Origin of the sequence: Pseudooceanicola aestuariicola, from assembly GCF_045763785.1 — a bacterium.
GTDB lineage: Bacteria > Pseudomonadota > Alphaproteobacteria > Rhodobacterales > Rhodobacteraceae > Pseudooceanicola.
The window spans coordinates 1,015,777-1,027,753 of the sequence record NZ_JBJGSF010000001.1 but is presented as its reverse complement, the minus strand read 5'-3'; the positions used below and the strand labels follow the sequence as shown (position 1 = coordinate 1,027,753).

Sequence of the window (11,977 nt, the reverse complement as noted above, 5' to 3'; positions counted from 1 at the left end):
TCGGGCGGTTACTCCGCCGCGACCTTTTTCGGGTTCAGCATTGGGATCAGATAGTGGCCCGTATGGCTACGTTCGACCTTGGCCACGTCTTCGGGGGTGCCTGTGGCCACGACTTCACCGCCGCCATCGCCGCCTTCGGGACCGATATCGATCAGCCAGTCGGCGGTCTTGATGACGTCGAGGTTGTGTTCAATCACGATGACCGAATTCCCCTGATCCACCAGTTCATGAAGCACTTCCAACAACTTGCGCACGTCTTCGAAGTGCAGACCAGTGGTCGGCTCATCGAGGATATAGAGCGTGCGGCCTGTGGAGCGCTTCGCCAGCTCCTTCGACAGTTTGACGCGCTGTGCTTCGCCGCCTGACAGGGTCGTCGCCTGCTGGCCCACCTTGATATAGCCAAGGCCCACACGGACAAGCGCGTCCATTTTCTCTCGGATCGACGGGACGGCCTGGAAAAAGTCCTGCGCGTCCTCAACCGTCATATCCAGCACGTCTGCGATGGACTTGCCCTTGAACTTGATCTCAAGCGTTTCGCGGTTATAGCGCGCGCCCTGACAGGTCTCACAGGTCACGTAGACGTCGGGCAGGAAATGCATCTCGATCTTGATGACGCCGTCGCCCTGACAGGCTTCGCACCGTCCGCCTTTGACGTTGAAGCTGAAGCGCCCGGGTTTGTAGCCGCGCGCCTTGGCTTCGGGCAGACCGGCAAACCAATCGCGGATCGGGGTGAAGGCCCCGGTATAGGTCGCGGGGTTTGATCGGGGCGTCCGGCCGATGGGACGTTGGTCAATGTCGATGACTTTGTCGAGGTGCTCCAACCCCTTGATCGTCTCACACGGCGCGGGCGTCTGACGGGCACCGTTCAGGCGCATCGACGCGGTTTTGAACAGCGTCTCAATCGTCAGGGTGGACTTGCCGCCGCCCGAAACGCCAGTCACGCAGACGAACTTGCCCAGAGGGAAATCAGCGGTGACGTTTTTCAGGTTGTTGCCCGTGGCTTTGACCACCGACAGCTTTTTCTTGTTCCCCTTACGACGGGTCGCCGGAACGGCGATTTCGCGTGTGCCCGCAAGGTATTGGCCGGTCAGGCTGGCCGCATCTTTGGTGATCGCATCAGGCGTGCCGTGGGACACGACCGACCCGCCATGGACCCCTGCCCCCGGACCGATGTCAAAGACGTAATCCGCCTCTCGGATTGCCTCTTCGTCGTGTTCGACGACGATCACCGTGTTGCCCTGATCGCGCAGGTTCTTCAGCGTGGTCAGAAGGCGGCCGTTATCGCGCTGGTGCAGACCAATCGACGGCTCATCAAGCACGTAGAGCACGCCCGTCAGGCCCGACCCGATCTGGCTGGCCAGACGGATACGCTGGCTTTCCCCGCCGCTAAGCGTGCCGGAATTGCGGCTAAGGGTCAGGTACTCAAGGCCAACGTTGTTCAGGAATCCAAGGCGTTCGCGGATTTCCTTCAGGATCGCACGGGCGATTTCGTTCTTCTGGTTGGTCAGCGCGTCGGGCACGGTCTGGCACCAGTCATACGCCTCCCGGATGGACATCTGAACGACCTGACCGATGTGCAGCAGATTGTCGCGCGGGCCGATTTTAACCGCCAGCGCCTCGGCCTTCAGACGGTAACCGTCGCAGGTCCCACAGGAGCGGTTGTTCTGATATTGCTCGAATTCTTCGCGAATCCAGTTGCTGTCGGTTTCGCGGTAGCGGCGTTCCATGTTGGGAATGACGCCTTCGAAGGTGCGGCTGACCTGATAGACGCGGCCCCCTTCGTCATAGCGGAAGGGGATTTCTTCATCGCCGGAACCATAGAGGAAGACCTGCTGGACATGCGCGGGCAAATCTTTCCAACGGGATTTTTTGTCGAATTCGTAATGCTTTGCGATGGCTTCGATGGTCTGCAGGAAATACGGCGACTTGCCCTTGCGCCACGGGGCCAGCGCGCCATCGGCGATCTTGAGCGTCGCATCGGGCACGACAAGACGTTCGTCGAAAAACAGCTCAACCCCAAGGCCGCCGCAATCCGGACAGGCGCCGAAGGGAGCGTTGAAGGAAAACAGGCGCGGCTCGATCTCGGGGATGGTGAATCCGCTGACGGGACAGGCGAATTTTTCGCTGAAGGTGTAGCGTTCGGGTTCCGGCGTTTCGCCGTTGTCATCCGCTTTGGGCGCGGTTTCTAAGATGGCGATCCCATCGGCCAGATCCAACGCCGTGCGGAAGCTATCGGCCAGCCGGGTTTCCATGCCTTCGCGCACGACGATCCGGTCGACCACGACGTCGATGTCATGGCGGAACTTCTTGTCCAGCGTCGGCGGTTCGTCCAGCTCATAGAACTGGCCATCGACCTTGACGCGTTGGAAACCTTGCTTGCGAAGCTCTTGAAATTCTTTCTTATATTCGCCCTTCCGGTCACGAATGATGGGCGCCAGAAGGTAGCCGCGCGTGCCTTCCTCCATGCCCATGACACGGTCGACCATGTCTTGAACCTGCTGCGCCTCAATCGGGTCGCCGGTGGCAGGGGAATAGGGTGTGCCGACGCGGGCGAACAGCAGGCGGAGGTAGTCGTAGATCTCGGTCACCGTGCCAACGGTCGAGCGGGGGTTCTTCGACGTGGTCTTCTGTTCGATCGAAATCGCGGGTGACAAGCCCGAGATGTGATCGACGTCCGGCTTTTCCATCATGTCGAGGAATTGACGCGCATAGGCCGACAGCGATTCCACATAGCGGCGCTGCCCTTCGGCATAGATCGTGTCGAAGGCCAAAGACGACTTGCCAGAGCCGGAAAGCCCTGTGATTACAACCAGTTCATTGCGCGGGATATCCACGTCAATGTTCTTGAGGTTGTGTTCGCGCGCGCCGCGCACTTCGATGTTCTTTAACTCGGCCATAGGCCCCCCAGCACTGAATGCCTAAGATTTAGGTTACGGGTGCGGATCTTCCAAGAGAAAATCAAGAACATTTTAGGAACATCTCACGTCACCCCTTCACATTCATAAAAACGAATGTTATGTGCTGATTTAACAAGCTACCCCTGAACCGGAGTCCCCCCATGTTCAACATTCTTAACCGCTCCGCCGCGCCCGCAGTCACCGCGCAGGATTTCGTCACCGCCCCAGACGGCAAGATCGTGCTGGATGTGCGCGAACATGGCGAAGTGTCCATGTCCGGCAAGGCCAAGGGCGCACTACATATCCCCCTGATGATGCTGCAGTTTCGCGCCGATCCGGCACACCCGGATTATGAACCGCTGCTGTCCAGGGATGCCACGATCGGCGTCTATTGTGCGTCCGGCGGGCGGTCGCAATCGGCCAAGATGATCCTTGAGCGGCTGGGCTATACCAACGTGCACAACATCGGTGGCTTTGGTCACTGGGTTCAGGCCGGTGGCGCGGTCGAGGCCTAAGGCTTTTTCGACCTACGCCTTTTTCGCGAGCGCCCAGGCCGTGATTGGAAAATCCGGATCGTTCGTCAGATCATCGGTCGCCTCATCATATTGAGGCGGCCAGGGCGTTTCCAGATTACGGGCCGCTGCGGCGCGGTTGCCCCACTGATCGGCCCGGATATGGTCGGCGTCAAACCCTGCCTCGATCAGCAGGTTCGTCAGGCCCCGCGCTGACCAGCGCGAACAATCGATCGGGGCGCCGTGATACGGGATGTAGAACGGCGTCGCGATATAGAAGAACCCGCCCTTCTTCAGCATTTTCAGAACGTTCTTGGTCGCCGCATAGGGCCGATCAAGATGTTCCCAAACCTGATCGGCAATCACCAGATCAAACTTGCGCGGCTTGCCGTCATCGTCCCGGAACGGGCCTTCGCAGATGTCGTACTGGGGATAGCGAAACTGCTCGTACGTCTTGAAGTTGAAGTAGCTGCCCCACTTGCCACTGATCTCGGCCACGCGCAGTTGCTGCGGGCCGAGGTCCTTGATCCATTGGCGGCTGATCTGCCGCATCGCGACGCGGTTGATGCTGGGCATCGGATCAGATGTGGATGGCGCGACCGTAGGCGGCCAGCACCGATTCATGCATCATTTCCGACAGCGTCGGGTGCGGGAAGACGGTGTTCATTAGGTCTTCTTCGGTCGTCTCAAGCGCGCGGCCTACGACATAGCCTTGGATCAGCTCGGTCACTTCGGCGCCGACCATGTGGGCGCCCAGCAATTCGCCGGTCTTTTCGTCGAACACGGTCTTTACCATGCCCTCTGGTTCTCCCAAGGCGACGGCCTTGCCGTTACCAATGAAGGGGAATTTGCCGACCTTGACCTTGTACCCCTGCTCTTTCGCCTTGGCTTCGGTCAGGCCGACGCTGGCGACCTGCGGGTGGCAATAGGTGCACCCCGCGATCGAGGATGGATCGACCGCGTGGGGATGTCCGCCTGCAGCCAGTTCGGCGACCATGACGCCTTCATGGCTGGCCTTGTGCGCCAACCAAGGGGCGCCTGCCACATCGCCAATGGCATAGACACCATCGACGCCAGTACGGCAGTATTCATCGGTCACGATATGGGTGCGATCGACCTTGATGCCGAGGTCGTCCACTCCCATATCCTCAACATTTCCGACGATACCCACGGCGGAAATTACCGTGTCGAACTCCATTTTTTCAACTTTTCCGCCGGTTTCGATATGGGCGGTGACTTTGCCTTTGGCACGGTCCAATTGCTTGACCATGGACTTCTCCATGATCTTCATGCCTTGCTTTTCGAACTGCTTTTTGGCGAAGGCGCTGATCTCGGCATCTTCGACAGGCAGGACGCGGTCCAGCACTTCGACCACAGTCGTGTCGGCACCAAGTGTGTTGTAGAAACTGGCGAATTCGATGCCGATCGCGCCCGAGCCGATGACCAGCAGCTTCTTGGGCATCCGCGACGGGTTCAGGGCGTGTTTGTAGGTCCAGACCAGATCGCCGTCGGCCTCTAGCCCGGGAAGCTCACGCGCACGCGCGCCGGTGGCGATGACGATGTGTTTGGCCGTGATCTCTTTGCTGTCTTTTTCGGATTTGACGCTGACCTTGCCTTTGCCCGCCAGTTTCGCGGTGCCCATGATCACGTCGACCTTGTTCTTTTTCAGCAGGTGTTTCACCCCGCCTTCCATCTGCGCGGCCACCCCGCGCGACCGTTTCACCACAGCCGGAAGGTCATAGTCGATCTTGTCCGCGGACAGGCCGAAATCCTTGGCGCGGTGCATTAGGTGGAACACCTCGGACGACCGCAGCAGCGCCTTGGTCGGAATACAGCCCCAGTTCAGGCAGATGCCACCCAGATGTTCGCGTTCGACCACGGCGGCCTTTAAGCCCAGCTGTGCGGCGCGGATGGCGGCGACGTAACCACCGGGACCGGCCCCGATGACAAGGAAATCGTAGGTTGCGGCCATGGCTTTTCCCCTTTGTCCGGCAAGATAGTTTGACGTTAAACTATTTCTCAAACAGCCTCAACACAGCAAAACGGCCCCGCAGTGGATTGCTGCGAGGCCGTGAGATGTGTCGGTCGAAAAATGGGCGTCGGCGCCTTTACTGCGCCGCCTGTAGTTCGCGGACCGTGTGACCATAGCCCCCTTGATCAAGGTAGGCCGCCTCACCCGCCGTGGCGGTGCGGTCCAGTGCTTCGTTGCGATACGGGAAGCGGCCGAACAGACGGATCACCTTACGGTGGGCCTGCGCGTGCAGCAGGTTGTCGTCGCCCGCCTGCGGCATCCGTTCCTTCATCAAGCGAACACAGCGTTCCTGATCGGCCAGATTTTCCGAATGCATCAGCGGCAGATAGAAGAACTGGCGCGCCGGTTCGTCGATCCGCATGTCCCAGCCTTTTTCGATCGCCAGTTTCGCCGCCGCACGGGCCACGTCGTCAGAGGCGAAGGCCTTGCCCTGACCGCGGTACATGTTGCGCGGAAACTGATCCATCAGGATCAGATAGGCCAGAACACCCGACGGGTAAGTCAGCCACAGGCCATAAGTTCCCTGCATCGCGGCCTCATGCGCCGCGCCAAACCGCTGGCGTATGGTTTCGTCCAGCTCTTCGGTGGGATTGTACCAGCCCTTCGGGCCGACCTCATCAAGCCAAAAGGCTAGGATCTCTTCGGGGCTTACCATGGTCTCCTCCGGTCACTGGCAGCGGTTAACGCCAAGTGTCGCAAAAGTTTCACACGGTTCAACACGTATTTTCAGGATGTTAGGCGCTATCATGACGCAGGTGTGACCTCATTGCCTGCCTCCTCATCGGATTCGGCCTGTTCGACCGCCCATTCCTGCGCCCATTCCACGGCCACAGGCGATGCAGACATCATCACAGGCGTGTAGCTGGCCGAATCTTCAACAGACGGTGCCGCACGTTGCGTCATCCGATAAAGCGCGTAGGCCGCCATCGCGAACAGCAGCACGCCGATAAACAACCAGAACCCCCCCGGCCCCATCACGGTCATGATATAGCCGGTCACAATTGGCCCCGAGATTGCGCCCAGACCGTTGAGAAAGATCATCCCGCCAGAGGCAGAGGCCATGTCTTCGGGTTGCAAGAAGTCGTTGGCGTAAGAAATCAGAAGCGAATACAGAGGGTTGGACATGCCGCCCACCAGAAACGCGGCAATCAGCAGCCCCACCTGATTGGACACCGCCAAGCCGATGATCGCGCCGATCCCGCCGATGATCGACGTGATCATGATCAACCGACGACGGTCCATCCGGTCGGAAATCCAGCCGATCGGGTACTGGGCCACGGTCGCCCCGATGTAGAAGGTCGCGATAAAGATCGAGATCTGCGTCAGGCTAAGCCCCGCCTGCGCCCCGTAAACCGCTGCCATGCCGAACTGGGCCGAGAAGGCCCCGCCCAACAGGAACACGCCGACACAAGACAGGGGCGAGACGTGAAACAACTCCTTCAGCGTCATGGGCGTCGTGCTTTCGAACGCTGGCGTGGGCGAGATCGACAAAAGGATCGGCGCGAAAGAGATCGAAACCAGCACCGACGGGATGATGAACAGAATAAAGCCAGACGGATCACCCAGCAGCAGCACGCCCTGCGCCGCCACGATGCCCACCATCTGCACCATCATGTAAAGCGACAGCGCCTTGCCCCGGTTTTCGTTAGAGGCCGCGTTGTTCAGCCAGCTTTCTGCCGTGACGTAGACGCCCGAAAAACAGAAGCCGATGATCACACGGCCCACGGTCCAGGCCCAGGGATCGGCAAAAGCGGGATACAGGATCAGCACGGCCGATATGAAAGACCCAAGCGCCGCAAAGACGCGGACGTGGCCGACCCGGCGGATCATTTCAGGCGCAAGCCGCGACCCGCCAAGAAAGCCAAGGAAATAGGCTGACATGACAATCGACATCTCGAAGGTTGAAAACCCTTCAAGGCTACCGCGCACCCCCAGCAACGTGCCCTGCAGCCCGTTGCCAACCATCAGCAGACACAGTCCCAGCAGCAGCGCCCAAGCGGATCCCAAAACCTGTAGCATGATGACGATTCCCTTCGTGTTACCCCCCTGCTGACACAGGCAAGGTCACGGGATCAACAAAGAGGCGTCCCCGTAAGAGAAAAAGCGGTATTTCTCTTCCACCGCGTGGGCATAGATGCGTTTGATCCGGTCCTGCCCGATCAATGCCGACACCAGCATCATCAGCGTCGACTTGGGCAGGTGGAAATTCGTCATCAGCGCATCGGCCACGTGGAAGGTGAAACCGGGATAGATGAAAATGTCCGTCTCGCCCTGCCATGGTTCTATCTGACCGCTGCGCGCAGCACTTTCGATCAGGCGCAATGCGGTGGTCCCCACGGGGATCACGCGGCCCCCGGCGGCCTTGGTCGCGGCGATATCGGCTGCGGCTTGCGCGGTCACCTCGCCCCATTCGGCGTGCATCTTGTGCGTGGTGACGTCGTCTACCTTCACTGGCAGAAATGTGCCCGCGCCAACGTGCAGCGTAACATAGGTAATGGTCACCCCCATGGCGCGGATACGGTCGATCAGCGGGTCGTCGAAATGGAGCGAGGCGGTCGGGGCGGCGACGGCGCCTGAATTCTTGGCCCAGATCGTCTGATAATCGTCCTTGTCCTGATCATCCGGCGCACGCAGCGCGGCGATGTAGGGGGGCAAGGGCATTGCGCCCGCCTCGGCCAAGGCCGTGTCGAAATCGTCGCCGGTCAGGTTGAATTCCAACACACCCTGCCCGCCGTCCTTGCCGATCAGCGTGGCGCTTAGCGCGTCGGAAAAGCGGACGACCTCTCCTTCTTTGATCTTCTTCAATGGCTTAAGAAGCGCGGCCCATTGGCCGTTGGGCTGGGGTTCCAGCAGCGTGACCTCGATCCGGGCTTCGGTCAGGCCCTGCGCGCCATCGCGGGCGCGGGTGCCCGACAGGCGGGCCGGGATCACGCGGGTGTCATTCAGGACAAGCCGGTCACCGGGCCGCAGCCAGTCGGTCAGATCGCGCACCACCGCGTCATGGATTGCATCACCGTCGGCGACCAGCAGCCGGGCTGAGGATCGCGGCCGCGCGGGGCGCGTGGCAATCAGGCCTTCGGGAAGGTCGAAATCAAAATCACTTAACTGCATGTCTTGGGTCAGTTTGTTTGCGGCGCCGGGCGGCGGAAAATCTCTCGGAACATGCCGGGTGTAAAGATCGAAAGCGGGTTTACGTTGACGGCAGGCTGCGCGGCGGGGCCTTTCAGATTATAGTTAAAGCCCAACAGCCCTTCGCCCTTGCGGGTGAAAATCTGCCCAATGCCATTGATCGCATACACCGGCGACACGACCCCCTGCATATCCACGGATTTGGTGTTCAGGTTGTAATAGCCGTCCATCGAAATCCCCATCGAGGCGCCGACCGCGCTGGATTTGCGGATGGTGACCAGTTGCGGGCTTAGCCGAAAGTCGGCCTCGACCTCGGTAAAATGGATGCCGTTGCCGGACATCTGCTCTAGCAGGCCGACGACCGACAAAGCCGACAAAAGCGATGCCATGGCGGGCGCATCCTGCAGCCAGATGTTTTCAACCCTCAGCATCCCGTCATAGGTGCCGTCAGCCCCGGTGGGGTTCAGCGTCAGGGACAGTGCGCCGCCCCGGCCCTTTTTCAGCAGACCGGCCGCCGCCAGAGCGGCCCCGGCATTGTCGGCCGAGATACGTACCGCGCTTTGTCCGTTGCGGGGGACGATGGTGCCGCTGATCGGGGCTGCGCCGTTCACGCGACCCACGAATTGGCCGTTCAGCCCGCCCTTGTTGGTGAATTCGCCACGCATCCCCGTCAGCGCAATCGTATCCGATACCGTCAGCCTGTCCAGCGTCAGAACCAGCGGACCACCGTCGCCGCCCTTCCCGGCCAGCTTGGCACGCCGCAGATCCACGCTGCCTCCGGTGACCGCGACGCGCGGTGGCACACCTTTGCCGCGGCCGGTCAGCGTCACCGGCGCGTCCAACCATCCGCCCAGACGGACCCGGTCAAAGCGGGCGCGCTCTAACCCGCCGCCATTTTGCAGGGTGATCGAACCCGCGGCGGACAGACCCGGTGCATCAAGGCTGATCCGGTCGATGTTGGCGGGTTGCCCCAAGGTGCCAGACACGCGCAGATCGCCCGTCTGGCCGCGGGACATGCCCCAGTTCAGCGCGGCGATATTGGCCGAAATGCCCGCCAGATCACTGGTCAGGTCAAACTTTGGCACCCCGCCCTTGGGCAAGGTCAGGGCGATCTTGGCCTGACCTTCGCCGCCGATCGACCCCGGAGGCAGGCCGAGGTTCAGGGCATTTGCGACCTGCTGATTAAAGGTGACATATCCTTCGACCTTGCTGCCGCCCCCCGCCTCTGGCCCGAAGGCCGAGGACCACGTGCCGCTGACCGGAATGCCGCCCAGATCGGCACGGCCCGTGGCACTGATCTGGCTTTGCGTGCCTTTGACCTTAATCGACGGTGCGCGGAAGGTGCGCTTTGGCACGATCACGTCGCTGGTCACGTCGGTCAGTTCAGCCTCAAACGACACGTCGATCTGATCGGGGGGCAGGTTCTTAATCAGGTTGAAATTCAGCTGCGCGCTGACCTGTGCGCGCCCCTGCGCCAGATCAGGGCTGCGGCCAGACTTCGACAGGAGGTTCAGCGGCTTTGAATCGATCAGGGTCAGCACGTCTTGCAGATCACCCGTCGCATTCACCCGAACCTCCGCAGGGCCGCGTTTCTGGCGAACGTTTTCATAAACGAAAGAGCTCCCGGCCACATCCAACCCCTCGCCCGCCTCTTCCCGGGGGTAGATGCGCCCGGATTCGAAGGTGATCGCGAAGCGTTCGTTTCGCAGTTCGGCGCGACCCGTGGCATTCTGAACCGGCGGCATTCCCTTGTTGAATACGGAGGTGAGGTTTTCGAAATCAAACCCCATCATAATGCGCGGCCTGTCGTTCGGGGTCGATCGCACGCCCAGTTGGATATTGCGCATATCGCCCGTGACCACGTTCTTGGCGATCCATTCACGGGTCTTGTTGACAGCGACGGGCGGCCAAAGCGCCAGCAGATGATCGGTACTAAGCTGCGCCATGCGTCCGGTCAGGCTTAGGTCCCAGCCCTCAGGCTTTGCGTTCACCCAGCCGGACAGGGTCATCACTTCGCCCAGATCGCGCACCTCGAACCGGCCCAACTGCAGGCGGAAGGGATCAAATTGCAGCCGCACGTCCGTTTCGGCCCGTTCAAGCACCAGCGATGACGGAAAAATGCCCAGAGGATTGGTGGTAATCTCGGTCAGGCGCAGCTGGCCCACCATCGCCTCGGGGATGCCGGTGCCGCTGGTGTCCACGCCCTTCAGATCGATCCGCCCCTCGGCCGTGCCCGTGACCCAGGCGCTTTGCACGGCGATTTCATCAAAGGTCAGACGCTGCGCCTGCGGATCATAGTGGAAATAGGTCCGGGCGCTTTCGAACGGGATCGGTTCGATGGCGTCATCCGGCGCGACGGCCCCCTGCCCGATCTGCAGCGTGGCGTTCATCGGACCAAAGGCACCGTCTTCGTCGGTGGCCACGCGAAGGGCACCGGAAATCGGTGCGTCCAGCACGCCAAGCCATGCCAGACCGGGGCTTTGTGTGGCGATGTCGCGGGACGGCGCATCCTCGACCCGCAGCGACAAGGTGGCGGCGCGGGAATACATTGCTGTCTCAACGCTCATCTCGATCGTGGTGGCGTAGGCGTGCCCGCCCAGCAGCGCAAAGTTTCCGGCCAGTCGCAAGTCCTGACCGTCGCGCGTCAGGGCCAGCTGGCCGCCGTCCACCGTCCACGACCGACCGGCCAGACTGTCGTTGTATTGCACCGTCAGGCCCGCACCTTCGATCTGGGTCAGCGCGGAGAAGGCCGGACGATCCAGAAAGGCGCTGATCTGATCGATGGGATCGTCACTGATCGCGTCACCCTGCGCCGGGCCGGGCCGAAGGCGCGGGCGCACGGACCCGTCGCCGGGCTGGCGCTGACTGGCCCCGAAGGCCACGCCGATCTGACCGTCAATATCGCGATCCACATGAATCCGCGCACCAGTCACCGAAATTGTCTTAGGTCTGATCTGCCGATCCAGCAGGGCGCGGCCATCGAAACTGCCGGTCACATCAGCCATCAGGATCGGATCCCCCCCGTTCAGGGGATGGATGCGCACATCGACAAGGTGAAGGCTGGGCTGATAATCCAGCGCGATGCTTAGCGTCAGGTTCCCGTAAGTGACCTCAACATCCGGAAGCGCCGTGGCCAGCCGCGCCTCGATCCGGTCGTTGACCCATTCGGGGGCCTGAAAATCGCGTCCGCGGGCGTACCACATCAGGGCCGCCAGCGCGACGACGACCACCAGAAGCTTGATCGCAAGGATGGCCGCGACCCATTTGCCCACGCGACGTCTGCGCCGTGGGGCGGTGCCTTGCGGCTGACCCTGAGGCGGCTGATTGTCCGGCGTGTCGGAAGGTTCGCTCACCCTTTGCTGTGCTCCTGCTCTTTCCCTGCTGGTAACGTGATCTATTATGGAAAG

General features: G+C 61.0%; 8 protein-coding genes. 1 reads left to right on the top strand and 7 read right to left on the bottom strand.

The window, feature by feature from the left end:
* Window positions 1-8 precede the first annotated feature (8 nt).
* Window positions 9-2,897 carry an excinuclease ABC subunit UvrA gene (gene uvrA / locus ACI3GR_RS04660; protein WP_407492894.1) on the bottom strand — a complete coding sequence of 963 codons (2,889 nt, stop codon included), beginning with the start codon at window positions 2,895-2,897 and terminating at the stop codon, window positions 9-11.
* 161 nt (window positions 2,898-3,058) lie between these two features.
* On the opposite strand from uvrA, the gene ACI3GR_RS04655 reads away from it, so the two are divergent.
* A complete protein-coding gene (locus ACI3GR_RS04655; RefSeq protein ID WP_407492892.1) occupies window positions 3,059-3,412 on the top strand; it encodes a rhodanese-like domain-containing protein in 354 nt (117 codons plus the stop codon).
* Window positions 3,413-3,424: 12 nt separating this feature from the next.
* Here the strand turns inward: ACI3GR_RS04655 and ACI3GR_RS04650 are convergent, their stop codons facing one another.
* The 6 genes from ACI3GR_RS04650 to ACI3GR_RS04625 all read right to left on the bottom strand — a co-directional run bounded on the left by ACI3GR_RS04650 (window position 3,425) and on the right by ACI3GR_RS04625 (window position 11,923).
* Entirely contained in the window at window positions 3,425-3,985 is a 561-nt protein-coding gene (locus ACI3GR_RS04650) for a methyltransferase domain-containing protein (protein ID WP_407492890.1), read from the bottom strand.
* Window positions 3,986-3,989: 4 nt separating this feature from the next.
* The gene (lpdA, locus tag ACI3GR_RS04645; protein WP_407492889.1) at window positions 3,990-5,381 is read right to left on the bottom strand and encodes a dihydrolipoyl dehydrogenase; all 1,392 of its coding nucleotides are present in this window, start codon (window positions 5,379-5,381) and stop codon (window positions 3,990-3,992) included.
* A 136-nt stretch (window positions 5,382-5,517) separates the two neighbouring features.
* Window positions 5,518-6,096: a DUF924 family protein gene (locus ACI3GR_RS04640; RefSeq protein WP_407492888.1), complete on the bottom strand. Its 579-nt coding sequence runs from the start codon at window positions 6,094-6,096 to the stop codon at window positions 5,518-5,520.
* Between the two features lie 89 nt (window positions 6,097-6,185).
* Entirely contained in the window at window positions 6,186-7,460 is a 1,275-nt protein-coding gene (locus tag ACI3GR_RS04635) for an MFS transporter (RefSeq protein WP_407492886.1), read from the bottom strand.
* A gap of 45 nt (window positions 7,461-7,505) precedes the next feature.
* Window positions 7,506-8,552: a tRNA preQ1(34) S-adenosylmethionine ribosyltransferase-isomerase QueA gene (gene queA, locus ACI3GR_RS04630; RefSeq protein ID WP_407492884.1), complete on the bottom strand. Its 1,047-nt coding sequence runs from the start codon at window positions 8,550-8,552 to the stop codon at window positions 7,506-7,508.
* A gap of 8 nt (window positions 8,553-8,560) precedes the next feature.
* Window positions 8,561-11,923, bottom strand: coding sequence for a YhdP family protein (locus ACI3GR_RS04625; RefSeq protein ID WP_407492883.1), 3,363 nt, complete (start codon window positions 11,921-11,923; stop codon window positions 8,561-8,563).
* Between the last annotated feature and the right edge of the window lie 54 nt (window positions 11,924-11,977).

What these genes read in the sequence shown, in the direction of transcription:
- uvrA (WP_407492894.1), bottom strand. Translation starts at nt 2,897, where the DNA reads ATGGCCGAGTTAAAGAACATCGAAGTGCGCGGCGCGCGCGAACACAAC.
- ACI3GR_RS04655 (WP_407492892.1), top strand. Translation starts at nt 3,059, where the DNA reads ATGTTCAACATTCTTAACCGCTCCGCCGCGCCCGCAGTCACCGCGCAG.
- ACI3GR_RS04650 (WP_407492890.1), bottom strand. Translation starts at nt 3,985, where the DNA reads ATGCCCAGCATCAACCGCGTCGCGATGCGGCAGATCAGCCGCCAATGG.
- lpdA (WP_407492889.1), bottom strand. Translation starts at nt 5,381, where the DNA reads ATGGCCGCAACCTACGATTTCCTTGTCATCGGGGCCGGTCCCGGTGGT.
- ACI3GR_RS04640 (WP_407492888.1), bottom strand. Translation starts at nt 6,096, where the DNA reads ATGGTAAGCCCCGAAGAGATCCTAGCCTTTTGGCTTGATGAGGTCGGC.
- ACI3GR_RS04635 (WP_407492886.1), bottom strand. Translation starts at nt 7,460, where the DNA reads ATGCTACAGGTTTTGGGATCCGCTTGGGCGCTGCTGCTGGGACTGTGT.
- queA (WP_407492884.1), bottom strand. Translation starts at nt 8,552, where the DNA reads ATGCAGTTAAGTGATTTTGATTTCGACCTTCCCGAAGGCCTGATTGCC.